The following is a 16,319-nucleotide window of genomic DNA, read 5'->3' on the forward strand; positions in this document are numbered from 1 at the left end:
AATAACTATCTCAATGAAAAAAGTAGCCGTACTAGCAGGGGACGGAATCGGTCCCGAAGTAATGAAAGTAGCGCTTTCCGTTTTGAAAAAGGCGCTCGGCTCCAAATCTTCAGAATTCCAATTTACGGAAGCACTCGTAGGTGGGATCGCGATCGATAAAACAGGAGGACCTCTTCCTCCTGAAACACTAAAACTTTGCGAAGACTCAGACGCGATCCTATTCGGTTCCGTAGGAGGTCCTAAATGGGAATCACTTCCTCCTGAAAAACAACCGGAGAGAGGTGCTCTTCTTCCTTTAAGAAAACATTTCGATCTATTTGCAAATCTTAGACCAGCGATCATCTATCCGGAACTCAGAAATGCCTCTCCTATCAAAGGAGAAATTATCGGCGAAGGTGTAGACATTCTGATCCTAAGAGAACTAACCTCTGGTATCTATTTCGGCCAACCAAAAGGTAGAGAAGGAAGCGGAGCGGAGGAATTTGCTTACGATACGATGAGATATTCCCGCAGAGAAATAGAAAGAGCTGCAAGAGTCGCTTTCGAAGCCGCTAGAAAAAGAAATAATAAGGTCACGAGTATAGATAAGGCAAACGTATTAACCACATCCGTTTTTTGGAAAGAAGTGGTAATCGATCTTCACAAAAGAGAATTTTCTGACGTCCAATTATCTCATCTTTACGTAGACAATGCAGCAATGCAATTGATCGTAAATCCGAAACAATTCGACGTGATCCTATGTGAGAACATGTTCGGAGATATTTTGTCGGACGAAGCTTCTATCATTACCGGATCTATCGGAATGTTACCTTCCGCTTCTCTTTCAGAGTCCGGCTTTGGGTTGTACGAACCTTCCGGCGGTTCCGCACCTGATATCGCAGGAAAAGGGATCGCAAATCCGATCGCTCAGATCCTGAGTGCGGCTCTATTATTGCGTTACTCATTCTCTATGGAAGAAGAAGCCCAAAGAATCGAGTCTGCGGTTCGAAAAGTGATTTCCGCTGGAAAGCGTACCCGAGACATCGCCGAGAAAGGCGCCCAAATTTTAGGTACGGAAGAAATCGGAATAGAAATTGAGAAGGTTTTATAAAAGCCTGGAATTTAGAATTCCAAAGTCAGTAAGTTTCACATTTCTACGTATATAATATTAGAGTTTGAAACTTACTGGAAATTTCTTGAATAAACGGGGACGGTGACTGGAATGAAAGGCGGAGTAACTCCATCGGGAAGACCTTATCAGGTAATCATTGCGGAAAATTCTAAATTCCAAGCCAAACAATTGGCTCAGATCCTGGAATCCGAAGGTTACGAGGTAGTCGGATTTGCCGAATCAGGAAAAGAACTCCTGAACCTATACAAGGATAACCGTAAAGTAGATCTGATCACTTTAGACCTTCATCTCCCTGTAATTGATGGATTTGCGGCTTTCTACGAAATGAAAGATTTGGGTGTTCTACCTAGAGTGATCGTGATCACAGAAGAAAATACACCTGCAGTCATCAAAGCATTAACCGAAGACGGGATCATGGACTATCTAGTGAAACCGATCAAAAGGGAAAAAGTTTTGGAAAAAGCGAACGCAACTGTTCGTAAAGCGATCAAGGTTTGATCTAAATTTCCGATCCGATCATTCTAACCAGATACAATTTAAATTCCTACCTGTGTCCCCTCTCCTATGACTAAAATATTTGGAATTGGGGGCCATAGTACAAGCTCCCGCAGTTTCCAAAAAAGGTTGGATCCCCAGATTTCGAATACGGTGGGTCAGAAAAGTTTTCTGCTCCAATAAAAATTTACCCGGCTCTTCCAAGGGTTTTAGGGAATTCGGGACTTCTTTTCTAAATAAAGAAGCAACATCCTCCCCGACTTCGTAATGTTTGCCGGTTGCATAAGGTCCTAAATAAAAATGGACGAGCTCAGGGTCCACACCGTATTTCTTTTGAACATGTGCTAGAGTTTTTTCCGTAATCCCCGCAATTGTTCCCTTCCATCCTGAATGGATCACACCAACGAGTGCGGGCCTTCCGGTCCAAAAGAAAATAGGCATACAGTCCGCAGTTTTCACGACTAAGATCTTTTTGGGTTCAGTGGTGAATAAAGAGTCTCCCGTCGGAATTTCTGAACCGGGAGAACCTTGGGCCTCGATGATAGTCGTTCCATGCTCCTGATTCATAAAAAAAACTTCCGCTCCGGGAACCTGAGCCGCTTGGGAAACCCTTTCCCGTATGTAATTTGGATCGTTTGGATCTCCGGAAACCTCTTTGTTCCCTAAAACTAGAAGTTTCAGACTTCTTTTATCTTCTAGAAAAAAACGATGGTCGATCATACTTGACTTGGGGAAGTCCTGGTCTTGTATAGAAAAGAGAGGAAATATTTCGAGTCGTAAAAGCCCTCGAGAAGGATTTTCCGGAAATAAAACTGCATGTCCAAAACCCCGAAAGTAAAAATCTGCGGCATACGCAAAGTAGACGATCTAAAGATCTGTGTGGAAGAAGGAGCCGATTTCGTGGGGCTCAATTTTGTTTCCACAAGCCCAAGACTTGTCTCACCTAAAGAAGCTGAAATTCTCATTACTTATTTATATACTTCCGTTCCGGAATTTTTACGTCCGAAAATCGTATTCCTTTTTTATAAATCTTCAACCCATTATATTGAGCCCATCCTAAAAAATTTGCATCACGACTATGTCCAATACGTTAGCGATGACTCTTTGGCTCCTGGAGAATCTTCTCCGCTTTATCAAACTAGAGACTCTAGGATCTTATCTTATAGAGTAAGAGGGAATGTAAACGATGAATCCCTACATTTCCTGGATTCCGAATTATTAATATTAGATAGTTACAATTCTGCGGCAGGCGGTGGAACAGGAGAAAGTTTTCCTTGGGAACAAGTCTCAGAAGTAAAAAGGCCTTACCTACTCGCAGGAGGTTTACATCCGGAGAATGTGGCCAAGGCTCTTTCTCAGACAGGAGCTTATGGAGTGGATGTAGCAAGTGGAGTGGAGTCTTCTCCCGGAATAAAGGACCAGGAACTCATTCGGAATTTTATTAGAAATGCAAAAAGATTCTCTTACAACGGAAATTAATTCTCCCGACCTAACGGAAGCCTTGGACACTCCGATGATGCGCCAGTATCTGGAGATCAAGGCTAAGTTCCCAGATTCCATTCTATTCTTTAGAATGGGAGATTTCTATGAGATGTTTTTAGAAGATGCAAAAATTGCGTCCGCAATCTTAGACATCGCTCTTACTAAAAGACAAAACTCAGTCCCGATGTGCGGGATCCCATTCCATAGTAAGGACGGTTATATTTCTAAACTTCTTTCCGCAGGCAAAAAGATAGCGGTATGTGAACAATCCAGGCCGGAAGACGGGAACACCAAGCTGATGACCAGGGATGTGGTACGTATCATCACTCCTGGAACTGTGATCGAGGAACATTTACTCTCCGGATTCCAAAACAATTATCTTTGTGTACTAGTACCTAAGGCAGCCTTAATCTTTGTAGGAATGGCGGATGTATCCACAGGAGAGGTTTTACATTTTGCAGTTCCGATCACAAGACTCCATGTATTAGAATCCGAATTTGTAAAATTTAAACCGAGCGAGATCTGCGTATTTTCCTCTGATTTGGAAAGGATACGTGGCTGGCAGAATTTTTCGGAAAGGGAACTCACTGTTCTTAATCAGGACAAGATAGGTTCGGATAGTTCAGGAGACCCATTCCAACTAGTCACAAAAAGTTTAGAATATTATATCAGAGAAAATTATAGGGATGGAACTCTCACTCTAAGAGAGCCAAGGATCTTACAAACAGGTTCTTATCTGGAGATGGACAGAGAAACCATTCTGAATCTAGAACTCATAGAGAACGAAAAAGACGACAGAGGACATACCCTCTTCTCCGTATTAAACTTTTGTAGTACTGCAAAAGGGAAAAGGGTTCTAAAACAAAGGATCCTGTTTCCAGAAACAGATCCGGCAATCTTAAGATCCAGATGGGAAAAACAAGATATCATCAAAAAGATCCCTCTTGTACATTTAACTCAGGCTCTAAAAGATTTAGGAGATCTGGAACGGATCCTTGCAAGATTTAGAGGAAATAAGGCTTATCCTAGAGATTTTAAAACCATCCTAGTTTCGATAGAAACATTGGATGCACTCATACAACTTCTCTCTCCTTTAGGATACCCAATCTCTAAACCGGACAAGCTGGATTCCTTAAAAAAATATATAGAAGATAGGATCCATACGGAAGAATTACCCGTTATATTAGGAAATGGTAAATTCCTAAAGGACGGATTCGATAAAAATTTAGATCGTGCGAGAGAAGCAGGTTCCAAGGGCACGGATTGGATCTTAGAATTAGAAACGGAAGAGAAGAAAAAAACAGGCCTATCTACTCTCAAGATCAAATACAATAAGATCGTAGGATACTTTATCGAGATCTCTAGAGTCCAGGCAGAACAGGCTCCTAAAGAATATCTCAAAAAACAAACACTTGTCACTTCCGAAAGATTTACCACAGCTAGATTGGAAGAAATAGAAAGAACGATTTTAGAAGCGGATGAGATCATCCAAAAGGTAGAAAGATCTGAATTCGAAAAAATGATCCAAGTGGTCATAGAATATTCTTCCGACCTACTTATCGTTTCCGAAGAGTTTGGAGATCTGGACTTCCAACTTTCTCTTCTAAAAGCGGAAGAAAGATTCGGTTGGATCCGACCAGAACTGAGTGAAGATTCTTCCTTGGAGATGAAGTCTTCCAGACACCCTGTGGTAGAAGCAAGCCTTCCAGTAGGTGCGAAATTTACTCCGAATGATGTGGGTTTGGATGGAAAAGAGAATTCAATCGCAATTCTTACAGGTCCGAATATGGCGGGTAAATCCACATTCATGCGTCAGATCGCGATCAATCAGATCCTATTCCAGATCGGAGGAAGTGTTGCCGCAGAAGCTGCAAAACTCCCGATCTTAGATAAACTATTCACTCGGATCGGAGCGGGAGATAATTTGAATGCGGGAGAATCCACATTCTACGTGGAGATGAAAGAGACCGCGAATATCCTCAAAAACTGCACTTCCCAGTCATTGTTGCTATTTGATGAGGTAGGTAGAGGAACTTCTACATATGACGGAATGAGTATCGCATGGGCGATCTTAGAATCCTTATCCGAAATGTTCCCAAGGCCAAAAACTGTCTTTGCCACTCATTATCACGAGCTTACAGAACTTTCTAGGCTTCCTGGAGTTTGGAACCTTCATATGGAAACTGTAGAGAAAGATGATAAGGTAATTTTCCTAAGAAAAGTTAAACCAGGAAAAGCCAAAAAATCCTTCGGTATCTATGTAGCCCAACTTGCCGGAGTTCCGGATCCAGTCGTCAAGAGAGCCTCGGAGATCTTAGTAGATATGGAATCCAGGAAAAAAGAGATCCGGATCCAAACAAGAGAGCCTTCCCTATTCCAAGACTTGAGCTCATCGAATGGAGATAATCAGTTCTGGCAGGACTTCAAAAAGGAAATTACGGATCTTCCGATCGATTCTATGACTCCGATGGAAGCATTAAGACTTTTGGATGATTGGAAAAAAAGGATCAGCCAAAGAGGCTAATTTTAGTTCTCTGAAAACAAATACAGAAGAACATCCATAGAAGCAAAATCTATCCAGTTGGAAATATTGGATTTTAATCCTTCTTTTGCATGAAATCCGATCCCGATCCCAGCGGCTTCCAACATCAATTGGTCGTTTGCCCCGTCCCCTACTGCGACTATATTCGATTTGGGAATACCGAATCTGGAGCGTAAGTCTAATAATGAATCTCTTTTGATAAATTTATCCACAACTGTCCCGGAAACTGTACCCAAAAGTTTTTCATCTGCACGATCCAGATAATTCGCCCGGACCTCGTCTATAGAATATTCCTGTTTAAATCTTTCTAATATATCCGTAAACCCGCCGCTGAATATCGCTGTCTTAGCGTTCTTTTGTTTCAGACCCGCAAATAATTGTGGAACTCCGTGGTTTGGATGAAGTTTAAAATACAATTCATCGAATACTGCAACAGGAAGATCCTTTAGATAAGAGCATCTTTTTTGAAGAGCCTCTTGAAAGTTTAAATTTCCTTCCATCGCTTCTTTTGTGACATGAGCGACTTCTTCATAAACTCCAGCATATCTTGCAAGTTCGTCTATGACTTCCTCTTGGATCAAAGTAGAATCCATATCGAAACAGAATAACGGTTCTTTTTCTAAAAAGGACTCTATTTGAATAAGATCGATCTTTCTTTCGTTTTGTAATTCTTTTCTGAGATATACGAGTTCGGTTCTAGGTAGGATATCCGTTTTCCAAACATCGCATACATACTCTTTAGAAATTTCGTTCTTTCTTTCTATAAAAACAGGTTTCTTGAATCGGTCGGAGAGAAGAGTGGATAAAGTTAAAGGATCGGAATCCTTCTTGGGAGAAAAAAATAGGATCACTCGGGTTATCTTAAGTAGGATTTAATTTTTCTGGCCCAAATGATATAGGCTTCTTTGTTCACATGGATCGGGTCCTGCTTTCCTTCGAAAACAAAAGCCAATTCTTCTTTGATAAACGGGATCTCTTTTCTTCTAAATTCAGGCCAGATATCCAGAAATAACATATTCTGGTTCTCCTGAGCGATCCTTGCCCACCAAGCGTTTACTACAGGAGATACTGAGTTAATGTTTTTGCTCAAAACTGGCGGGATCCCTAAAATCAAAATTCTGGTATTCGGTAAAGAAGTGCGGATCTTTTGAATGATCTGTCTATGTTGGTTTTCCAGATAATCCAGGCATTTGCCGTCTCGGATATCATTTCCCCCGATCTCTAAAACGATTGTAGAAGGTTTCAGATTTAAGACAGTAGAATCCAAGCGACCAAGTAACATCTCGGCCATATCTCCCGGGATTCCCCGATTGACTGCACCCGGAAATTCGGAAGTCAGGATCTCCGGAGGAAAAGAAGAGACTAAACTATTCCCTACGAATACAATATTCGCTTTTTTTAATTTATCATTCTCTTTAGAATAATTAGTAACTGCTTCTTTGTATTTTTCACTGTAGAAGTCCCAGAATTCTGAGTCTCTAAGACCCATTTTGTCTACACAGTGAAAGTCAGGATGGTAATAATCAAATACGGTTTTTGGTTGGAAGATAGAACAAGAGATTAGGGAAAGAAGAAAAACACAAATCCCTAAAACTTTCATTCTACCAGTTTCTCCCAAGTTCTCAGTTTTCGGATTCTTTCATGTGAAAGCGTTTATGCCAATCAGCGATCTGAGCCTGTAAATACTCCTCAGTATCGCAAATTCGAAACTCTATGGGGTTGTTGGAAACAGTATCGATCAATTTGGCTTCAATATAGCCGTTTTTTAGTTTATTGATCTCTATTTTATATTTCATCCGACAATCTCCGTTATATCCAGGATTTTCTCCCCTACTAGAGTTTCAATCCATTCCGGAATTAATCTTGGAAAACACCGAGCCTGGGAATCTTCCCATATTGACGCTGAAAATGCTATACGATTTTGATTCGCAATTCAAAAAAACTATTTCACGATTTTCCGATATTTGTAAAGTTCCGGGAAATTTTCCGGTGCGTAAGGATGTCCTTCACCTAGAGCAGATTCCCAGTCGATCTCTTCTCCTAATCCGGAAGAAAATTCAGGATAAAATCCCGCGTCCAAAATTGTTCGGATCGTATCTGCTGCGTCTGAACCTTTTACGTTCAGGTAGCCGCTAGCAAACAAGGAATTGGCGGCGTATAAAGCCATTCCTTGCAGTCCTCTTAAATGCCCTTCACGCCCTGCTGCAATACGGACTTCTGAGTCAGGATTCACCAATCTAAATGCAATTAGAGTTCTTAAACAAAATTCAGGACTGAGGGCCTTTGGATTTTTGATCGCATGCCCAGCTACAGGTATGAAGAAGTTTACTGGAATAGAAATTACCTTCAGATTTTTGATCTCATAGATAACATCGGTTAGATCCCAAAGGGATTCTCCCATTCCTACGATAACACCTGAACACATTCCAACTCCGGCTTTCATAAGATGGGTGATTGTCTCTACCCTTTGTTCGTAAGTATGAGTGTCACAAATTTCAGGGTAATGGGATTTGGAAGTATTTAGATTATGATTATATCTGTCTAGGCCCGCCGCCTTCAAACGTTCCGCTTTTTCTTGGTCCAATAACCCGGCGGAGAGACAAACCTTTAGACCGAGGTCTTTGCTGATCTTTTCGATCGTAAGAGCGAGCTTTTCTGTGGCGAATAAATTTGGACCGGTCCCAGCAGTGACCATACAGAATCTGTATGCCCCATTTTCCTTTGCCTGTACAGCGTCCTGAAAAATCTCCTCTGGAGATTTCATGGAATATTCCTGAACTCCGGAGCCCGCATTTTTTCTTTGGGCACAGTAGCCACAATCTTCCGGGCAATGCCCATTCTTAATATTATCTAAAACATGGATCCGAACAGTCTTACCGAAGTATTTTTCCCGAACCTTATAAGCCTTGTCCAAAGCTTCTGTTAAAGGTATATCTCCGTTTAGGATCGCGTAAGTTTCCTCCCGATCGATGATACTTGGAACCTCTGAAAAGATTTTTTCTTCGGTTACGGACGGAGTTTCTAGACTAAGTTTCATTCTGCTGATAGATTCCAAGGCCTAGTTTTCCTTGGCAATCTATAATTTTTAAGGAATAAACACCTGTTCTCTAACTCTCAATCTTGTATGCAGAGAGACCTTCACGAACAGCATTAAATACCTTATCCAAAGAAGACTTAGAAATATTATAAGGAGGTGTGATATAAATCACATTTCCGAGAGGTCTTAAGATCACTCCTCTCTCCTGGCAGATCCTTCTGAATTCTCTTGCAAAAGGATTCACATATCCTGGGCTTAATTTTCCTGTGAAAACTTCTCCCACTCCAACGGAACCCAATACCCTGGTGTTTCTGATCTTCGTTGGGAACTCTGCTCTGATTTTTGCCCAACCTTCTTCCAACCAAGACTCCAAACGTTTCACATCCGAGAGTCTATTTTCTTCTTTGAATACTCTCAAAGATGCAAGAGCAGCTGCACAACCGGGAGGATATCCTGTCATTGTGTGACCATGATAGAATGCTTTTATAGGTTCAGGAGATAAAAATTCCTTATAGATCTCTTCTCGAACCAAAGTCACTGCCAAAGGTAAGATCCCCGCGGTTAGTCCTTTAGCAAGAGCAACCATATCCGGTTCTATCCCTGCTTGCTGGTAAGCAAAGTTTGTACCGGTCCTTCCAAATCCAGTAAATACCTCATCCAAAAGAAGAAGCACATCATAACGTCTCGTGATCTCTCTGAGCCTAGTAAGAACGGAAGGTTTATGGAATAACATTCCACCTGCTCCGGCGATCATTGGCTCTAAAACTACACCAACAACTTCTTCAGAATGAGCAGATAAGTATGCTTCCAACTCATCCAAACAATCTTCCGCACAGGAATGAGGGGATTTAGAAACGGGACAATCATGGCAGGCTGGAGAAGGAAAATTTTTAGTCGAAAAAAGAAGGCTTTGGAAGACCCGGTTGAATACAGAATCTCCTCCTACACTCATTGCTCCGATCGTGTCCCCATGATAGGAATAGGAGAAGTTGATGAAAACCTTCTTTTTTTCCCTCCCTTGATTTCGGAAATATTGAAGAGCGATCTTTAACATGATCTCTAATGCGGTAGAACCGTTATCCGAAAATACTACCTTTCTAAAATTCCAATCAGTGAATTCTAGAAGTTCATGAGCAAGTTCCAATGCGGGAGGATGGGTAAAACCTGCAAGTAACACATGGTCCAAGGATTCCAATTGTTCCTTCACCGCAGAAACAAGTTTGGGATGATTATGACCGTGGATGCTCACCCACCAAGATGAGATCGCGTCTATATATTCTTTGCCGGTATCGTCGTATAAGAATTCGCCTTTAGCGGAAACGATCTTTAAAGGAGGATCGGAATCTAGTTGGACTGTATAAGGATGCCAGATCAAGGGAAAAGTATGTCCACAAGGATCCTATCCGGATCAAATTCTTTTGCAACTTTATCTAAGAATTCTTTTCTAGACAACTTTCTTTCCGGCATCAAAAACGTTCCAAGAAGCCCAACTTCTGCAGCCTCTATGATCGTTCTGATATTATCAGATCGAAGAGGATTTTCAGGTCCTACAAAATAAACTCCTAAAAGTTTAATGTCTCTCTTCTTTAGGGCCTCTATAGATAATAATGTATGATTGATCGTCCCAAGTTCCGTAGAAGCGACAAGAACCACAGGAAGTTTTGCCTGCTCCACTAAATCTGCTGTAAAATAATAGCGGGTCAGAGGAACATAGACCCCACCAGCTCCTTCCACTAAAATTTTAGCATCTTTAATACTGAATAAATGTCTAGAAAGTTCATCCGTATCAACCACTGTGTTTTCCAATTCGGAAGCAAGATGAGGAGACGCAGGGATCTGAAACGTATAATAATTCTTTAAAAAATAAGATTCGTTCAAACCTGTAAGATTCATGATCTTCACTCGATCCGAATCTGTTCCGGTCTGGATCGGCTTTAAATATTTAAGGCCGAACTCTTCTGCGTACTTCGCCATCAAAAGAGAGCAGAAGAAAGTTTTGCCTACATCCGTATTTGTTCCGGTGATAAATATGGACAAACTAATTCTCCCGGACCACTTGGATGAATTTTTCCAGCTCTTCTTTAGTAATCTTGGAATTTAAGGAAACACGGATCCGAGAAATATCCACCGTTGGAGGACGGATTGCCTTCGCTTGAAAACCATGACTATTCAATTTAGAAGAAAGTTCTAAAGCATTCGCTTCCGACTCCAACAGGATCGGAACGATCTGAGAAGAAGAATTGCCTGTGTCTTTTCCGAAAGACTGCAAGGAAGAACGGAAAAAATCTGAATTTTCCTGGAGCCTTCTTCTTTCCGCCTCCATTCCTTTCACCATATGAACGGAAGTAATTCCCGCATACGCGATCGCGGGCATAGGAGCAGTAGAAAAAACGAATGTTCTAGCAGAATGAAGTAAATATTTCCGAGCATCCTTGGAAGTAGAGATCAAAGCACCTTCTAGTCCTAACGCTTTGCCTAAAGTGGACATTCTGAAATCTATATTAGAAGGTTCTGAAATATTCTCTTCTAAAGAAATACCTGCCCCGTCTTTACCGAAAAGGCCGATTGCATGAGCCTCATCCAAATACAAAAGAGCTCCGTATTTTTCCTTCAGATATAATAATCCTGCAAGATCCGTTTTATCGCCGTCCATACTGAAAACGGTTTCAGTTACTATCATCTTGTTTTTGGAGCCTGAATATTTCTGGAGTAACTGTTCTAGATCATTTAGATCCGAATGTTTATAATAAACCTTCTTTCCTCCGGAAAGACGGACCCCATCCATTAAGGAAGCATGATTCTTTCTGTCACAGAATAAAATATAGGAGGGATCTGCGATACAGGAAATGGATCCTAGATTAGCGGCATATCCATTCGCAAAGAATAAAGAATCTTCCGCTTGCACCCAGTCAGAAAATAGAACTTCCAGCTCTTCGAAAACGGTTCTATGACCTCTAACAAGTCTGCTCGCACCGGAGCCTGCACCATAAAGATCGATCCCTTGTTTCAAGGATTCTATTAATTTTGGATGGGAAGAAAGCCCGAGATAATCGTTGGAACAAAAGTCCAGACCAGAAGGAGGATCCAAGGTCCGGATCCTATTCTGAGATTCTAACCTGGAAAAGAAGGCAGGAAGCTCCGAAAAAAAAGGAAGTTTCGTAGATGGAGTTTCCCGCACAAGATTTCCGAAAGGGATTATAACATCCCTTTTACTTCGTCTCTTTCAGATTTAAGTTCGTCATGAGTGATATTGAACTTTTCTTTTGCAAAGTCGTTCAATTCTAACCCTTTAATGATCTCAACCTTGTTCCCGTCAGACTTCACAGGATATCCGAAAATTAATCCCTTATCTGCTCCGTAAGAACCGTCGGAAGTAACAGCTACGCTGAACCAATCTCCCGCAGGTGTAGGAGTGATGATCTGGCGAACTGTATCCACGACTCCGTTAGCAGCAGAAGCAGCAGAAGAAGCTCCGCGAGCCTTGATGATCTCAGCTCCACGTTGCTGAACATTCTTAATGAAATCACCTTTTAACCAGTCATGGTCTTTGATCACGTCGGTTGCAATATTGCCGCCGATCTTAGCATTATAAAAATCAGGGTATTGGGTAGAAGAGTGGTTTCCCCAGATCGCAACGTTGGTTACGTCTTTTACTAAATTACCGGACTTGATCGCAAGTTGAGATTTAGCACGGTTCTCATCCAATTTGGTCATTGCAAACCAACGATCGGTTGGAACACCTTTTGCGTTATTCATAGCGATCAAACAGTTTGTATTACAAGGGTTTCCTACAACCAGAACTCTCACATCTGAAGAAGCATTCTTCTCGATTGCTTTTCCTTGATTTACGAAAATACCACCGTTAATCTTAAGAAGGTCACTTCTTTCCATTCCGGCTTTTCTAGGAACGGATCCAACAAGAAGAGCCCAGTTAATATCTTTAAAAGCGGTGTCTAGATCGGCAGAAACCGTAACCTTTTGCAAAAGAGGAAAGGCGCAGTCTTCCAATTCCATGATCACACCTTTTGCTGCAGGAAGAGCGGCCTCAAGTTCCAACATTTGGATCTCTACCGGAGTATCCGCTCCAAACATCTGCCCGGATGCGATTCTGAATAATAATGAATAACCGATCTGCCCTGCGGCACCCGTAACTGCTACCTTAACTGTTTTTGCCATTTGAAACTCCTAACTTTTAAAACGTGAGCTTAGTTATTTTTTAGCTCTTCGTCGATGATCTTTGTGAAATTTTGGATCGGCATATTGCCTTCCACTAGAATACCGTTGATGAAGAATGCAGGCGTTCCATTCACACCGTAACTTTGACCTGCTTGCATGTCCGACTCGATCTCACTTTTGATCTTTTCTTCCTGAGCGATACATTGGTTGAATGAGTTCATCTCTAAGCCGACCTGTCTTGCGAGATTGATCACATTCTGTTTTTCTAATTTTCTTCCATTTTGGAATAGAAGACTATTGTATTGCCAGTATTTTCCCTGAGGAATAGAACAATTTGCCGCGATATGAGCGAACATTGCGTTCCTATGGAAGTCCATAGGAAAATCCCTAAAGACCCATTTGATCTTATCCTTATATTGTTCACGTAGAGCAGTCGTAGTTTGCTGGCTCATCGCACAATATGGACATTCGAAATCTGAGAATTCTACGATCGTAACTTTTGCGTCAGCCGGCCCGATTGTAGGATTTTCACTCGGCTCTATCGCTACTCTCGTAGGAGGCGGAAGTTCCGGAGCCATAATTTCAGTATTATATTCTTCTCTTAATCTTTGGTAAAGACCTTGTCTTTCTCTATCAGCTTGGACCGCTTTTAAATATTTTACGATCTCGTTTTGGACTGCAGCGAATGGCTTACCCTTCAGACCTGGTTCTTCTTTGAATTGATTATAAGCAGCAATGATCTCTTCTTGAGCAGGCTCATAATTTTTTCCGAACTTGGTCAGCTCTTCAACAGGAACACCTTTCTTAGCAGCTTCTTTTTTCAAGATCACTGTAGAAGCAAGTTGGGAGAATAAACGATATACTTGCTGATTATTCTCCTGAAGATATTTGCGATACGCGGAAGGATTCTCTTTTTTTACATCATCCAAAGTATAGATGCTGAAAGTACCTAGACGCATATAATGTTCCGGAATAAAGAACTTAACGATCGGGTAGAGAGTTAGTAAAAAATAACCTAAGAAGACCCAAGGAACAGCTGCCTTGAATTTTGGACCGAAAACCCGATCCAGGAGGGAGGAAGAAGTTTCTTCAGACATAATACCTTTCCAGGGGAAAAACTTTCCCCTAGCTGCCAATTTAGAAAGCCGAGTATGGGAGGCAAACGAATAATTCGGAGGATTAAATAGAGGAAAATGGGCCAAAATACATGCCAAAAAAATCTAAGAAACACCCTCTTATATGAGAATTATTTCGAAAAAAAATTAAGCAAGCTAACGGATTTCCGATAGAAAATAATAGGGAATCCTTCCATCCAACCCGAGGGGGTTTTATCAGGAGAAGGTTTCAAAGGAACTACCGAAATCCCCCTCGGACGGTAGGAATGATAGACCTGAAAACGGAGGTTTAGGTTTATGAACGTAAACGGGATACATTCGGGACAGTATCCGGCGACTTGGTCTCCGGTACAGAGAGAAATAAAACCCGAATTAGAACCGATCGGAGATACCTTGGAAATCAAGGGAAACGAATTCGGTGGAATACAACTGAAAAATCAAAAAAAAGCCGATGAATTGGTAATGAAACCTAGTCCGGTATCAGCGGAAGAAAGAATGAGCCAAGTAATCAGTCCGGAACAAATGAAGGACCTTTTGTCAATGATCGTTAGTTCCAGATTCAGCTCTTCTCCCGAGGCAAAAACCGGCCGCGGAAAGATAGATTTAAAAGGTTAAAACTTGGGCTTAGTATTAGCTCTTGTATTTTCACCCAAGCTGGATCTAGCCTTAGGTGTCCTGACTCTAATTGCAGTTTCAGGTATGGGCTTCTTTTTCTATTGGGAAGTATTGCGTCCTTATGCAGCAAAAACTCGTCCAGGACAATTAGATCCTCCGGACGAAGGTGATACTTTTGAGATCGTAGTTCCGGAAAGTACTCGAACTTACAGATTCTCCGTGGGTCAGGTATATGGAGATATCCCTACCCTCTGTAAGTCTATCCAAGACGATCATATAGTATTTATTTTAAAGAAGGGAAAAGATTCGGAAGATTATGATATTCTAATCAACCGTTCCGGCCCTGCCATCATGAAACCTCCTCGCATGCAACATTTTGCGAAAATGGAATCTTCCGAGAAATTAGAAAGCCATGAGATCATCGGCCAAACCGCGTCTTTTAGGATCTCTGATAAGATCATTAAGGATCGTATGACCCAATACTTCGAGATAGGTCTTACTTCCAACTTCTTCGTGAATAAGTTAGGTAAGGAAAGAATGAGATTTACTTTTTCCGTTCAAAAGATCCATCCAGGACTTTCCACAAGTTCTAGAGATAAAAAAGGACTCTATTCTTTCGGAAAGGAAAGATCTTCGGAAGAAGATTAAGATATTTTCCTAGACGAGATCCTTGCTCCGTTCGTATCTGGAGAGAGCCTCAAAAATTTACAAGAAATTCCGGAATCTTTGGAGAACTTTTGAACAAGTTCTCCAAGCTTCTTTTCTAATCTTTTAGAATCCTTTCTTCTCGTATAAACCACAACCGCAGGCCCGCTACCGGAAAGTGAAACACCTATTGATAACTTCTCTATTTCTTTTACAAGAGGTAGAAGGGGAAATTCAGCATTCATCCTGTAAGGTGTATGGATCTTATCTTCTAATGCTCTTTGCAGAAGTCCAGGTTCTCCAGAATCTAAAAACTCCCACCAAGTTGCCATACGACTCATATTAAAAATAAGTTCGGACACAGGATATTTTTCAGGAAGAGCTTTGCGAGAATGATTGGTCGCAATTTCAAGATCCGGGATCAGAAAAAAACAATGAATGTTCTTTGGAAACTTTCTCTTAAAATAATAGAGCTTCTCTTCTGCAAAGTAGGAGAAAACAAATCCACCCAGATATGCGGGAGTTGTATTATCCGGATGACCTTCCAGCAAAGCAAGTTGGTATAAAAACTCTGCCTCACTCGGAAGTTTTGTATTTGGAAAAAACACACCTTGCGCAAACCTCGCGGCTGCAAATCCTGCGACCACTGCACTTGCGCTAGATCCCAATCCACCTTTTAAAGGAAGCCCGAGTTCCATAGTAACAGAATAAGGGATCGGAGATGGCGGAAGATTTGTATTCACTTGGTTAGAAACAAATACTGAAAAATACGTTTTATAGGATTGTAAGACTAGATCCTCTTCATCGGTAAAAACAGGAGCTGCAGGACCTTTGATCTTTCTTTCGAATTTAGAAGACTTTCCGAACTCGAAAGTAAATTCATTATAGATTTGGAACGCCAATCCCAATAGATCAAAACCGGAACCTAGGTTAGCAGAGGTTCCCGGTACCTTGATTTGGAATTTGTATTTTTGAGCGTTCATTGGAAAAGCCAAGGCCGAATTTTCTGCCATTTTTTGGTCTTAGCCCCGATCGTCATTTGCTTTTCGAAATTCTCCAGAAAGGAAAAGAAATCTGATTTGCGAGTTCCATCTTTCCGAA

The 16,319-nt window shown here is 41.3% G+C and carries 17 protein-coding genes; 6 read left to right on the forward strand and 11 right to left on the reverse strand.

Annotated elements, in window-relative coordinates:
• The first annotated feature begins 13 nt into the window (after positions 1 to 13).
• Positions 14 to 1,090, forward strand: a complete 1,077-nt coding sequence (leuB, locus tag EHQ64_RS15875) for a 3-isopropylmalate dehydrogenase (RefSeq protein ID WP_135650783.1) — start codon at positions 14 to 16, stop codon at positions 1,088 to 1,090.
• A gap of 111 nt (positions 1,091 to 1,201) precedes the next feature.
• The gene (locus EHQ64_RS15880; RefSeq protein ID WP_135650784.1) at positions 1,202 to 1,609 is read left to right on the forward strand and encodes a response regulator; all 408 of its coding nucleotides are present in this window, start codon (positions 1,202 to 1,204) and stop codon (positions 1,607 to 1,609) included.
• Positions 1,610 to 1,627: 18 nt separating this feature from the next.
• Here the strand turns inward: EHQ64_RS15880 and pgeF are convergent, their stop codons facing one another.
• Positions 1,628 to 2,326, reverse strand: a complete 699-nt coding sequence (gene pgeF, locus EHQ64_RS15885; RefSeq protein ID WP_135650785.1) for a peptidoglycan editing factor PgeF — start codon at positions 2,324 to 2,326, stop codon at positions 1,628 to 1,630.
• 96 nt (positions 2,327 to 2,422) lie between these two features.
• On the opposite strand from pgeF, the gene EHQ64_RS15890 reads away from it, so the two are divergent.
• Positions 2,423 to 3,085 carry a phosphoribosylanthranilate isomerase gene (locus tag EHQ64_RS15890; RefSeq protein WP_135650786.1) on the forward strand — a complete coding sequence of 221 codons (663 nt, stop codon included), beginning with the start codon at positions 2,423 to 2,425 and terminating at the stop codon, positions 3,083 to 3,085.
• Positions 3,054 to 5,612: a DNA mismatch repair protein MutS gene (mutS, locus tag EHQ64_RS15895; RefSeq protein WP_135650787.1), complete on the forward strand. Its 2,559-nt coding sequence runs from the start codon at positions 3,054 to 3,056 to the stop codon at positions 5,610 to 5,612. Before EHQ64_RS15890 ends, mutS begins: the two co-directional genes overlap by 32 nt.
• Before the next feature lie 2 nt (positions 5,613 to 5,614).
• Here the strand turns inward: mutS and serB are convergent, their stop codons facing one another.
• The 9 genes from serB to EHQ64_RS15935 all read right to left on the reverse strand — a co-directional run bounded on the left by serB (position 5,615) and on the right by EHQ64_RS15935 (position 13,940).
• Entirely contained in the window at positions 5,615 to 6,394 is a 780-nt protein-coding gene (gene serB / locus EHQ64_RS15900) for a phosphoserine phosphatase SerB (protein ID WP_246048804.1), read from the reverse strand.
• Between the two features lie 92 nt (positions 6,395 to 6,486).
• Positions 6,487 to 7,230, reverse strand: a complete 744-nt coding sequence (locus tag EHQ64_RS15905) for a GDSL-type esterase/lipase family protein (protein WP_135650789.1) — start codon at positions 7,228 to 7,230, stop codon at positions 6,487 to 6,489.
• Between the two features lie 22 nt (positions 7,231 to 7,252).
• Positions 7,253 to 7,426, reverse strand: coding sequence for a hypothetical protein (locus EHQ64_RS20265; RefSeq protein WP_008591702.1), 174 nt, complete (start codon positions 7,424 to 7,426; stop codon positions 7,253 to 7,255).
• A gap of 146 nt (positions 7,427 to 7,572) precedes the next feature.
• Entirely contained in the window at positions 7,573 to 8,667 is a 1,095-nt protein-coding gene (gene bioB / locus EHQ64_RS15910) for a biotin synthase BioB (RefSeq protein WP_135650790.1), read from the reverse strand.
• A gap of 70 nt (positions 8,668 to 8,737) precedes the next feature.
• A complete protein-coding gene (gene bioA / locus EHQ64_RS15915; RefSeq protein WP_135650791.1) occupies positions 8,738 to 10,042 on the reverse strand; it encodes an adenosylmethionine--8-amino-7-oxononanoate transaminase in 1,305 nt (434 codons plus the stop codon).
• Positions 10,039 to 10,704: a dethiobiotin synthase gene (gene bioD, locus EHQ64_RS15920; protein WP_135650792.1), complete on the reverse strand. Its 666-nt coding sequence runs from the start codon at positions 10,702 to 10,704 to the stop codon at positions 10,039 to 10,041. The genes bioA and bioD overlap by 4 nt, the downstream gene beginning before the upstream one ends.
• Before the next feature lies 1 nt (position 10,705).
• A complete protein-coding gene (locus EHQ64_RS15925; protein WP_135650793.1) occupies positions 10,706 to 11,845 on the reverse strand; it encodes an aminotransferase class I/II-fold pyridoxal phosphate-dependent enzyme in 1,140 nt (379 codons plus the stop codon).
• Positions 11,846 to 11,862: 17 nt separating this feature from the next.
• Positions 11,863 to 12,843 (reverse strand): malate dehydrogenase, encoded by a 981-nt coding sequence (locus EHQ64_RS15930; protein ID WP_135650794.1) that lies wholly within the window; start codon positions 12,841 to 12,843, stop codon positions 11,863 to 11,865.
• A gap of 29 nt (positions 12,844 to 12,872) precedes the next feature.
• Positions 12,873 to 13,940, reverse strand: a complete 1,068-nt coding sequence (locus tag EHQ64_RS15935) for a DsbA family protein (protein ID WP_135650795.1) — start codon at positions 13,938 to 13,940, stop codon at positions 12,873 to 12,875.
• 315 nt (positions 13,941 to 14,255) lie between these two features.
• On the opposite strand from EHQ64_RS15935, the gene EHQ64_RS15940 reads away from it, so the two are divergent.
• Positions 14,256 to 14,573, forward strand: coding sequence for a hypothetical protein (locus EHQ64_RS15940; RefSeq protein ID WP_135650796.1), 318 nt, complete (start codon positions 14,256 to 14,258; stop codon positions 14,571 to 14,573).
• Between the two features lie 3 nt (positions 14,574 to 14,576).
• Positions 14,577 to 15,221, forward strand: a complete 645-nt coding sequence (locus tag EHQ64_RS15945; RefSeq protein WP_135650797.1) for a hypothetical protein — start codon at positions 14,577 to 14,579, stop codon at positions 15,219 to 15,221.
• Here EHQ64_RS15945 and thrB read toward each other — a convergent pair.
• The gene (thrB, locus tag EHQ64_RS15950) at positions 15,218 to 16,201 is read right to left on the reverse strand and encodes a homoserine kinase (RefSeq protein WP_135650858.1); all 984 of its coding nucleotides are present in this window, start codon (positions 16,199 to 16,201) and stop codon (positions 15,218 to 15,220) included. The genes EHQ64_RS15945 and thrB overlap by 4 nt on opposite strands.
• Between the last annotated feature and the right edge of the window lie 118 nt (positions 16,202 to 16,319).

Origin of the sequence: Leptospira sarikeiensis (assembly GCF_004769615.1) — a bacterium.
In the GTDB taxonomy this organism is placed as follows: domain Bacteria; phylum Spirochaetota; class Leptospiria; order Leptospirales; family Leptospiraceae; genus Leptospira_B; species Leptospira_B sarikeiensis.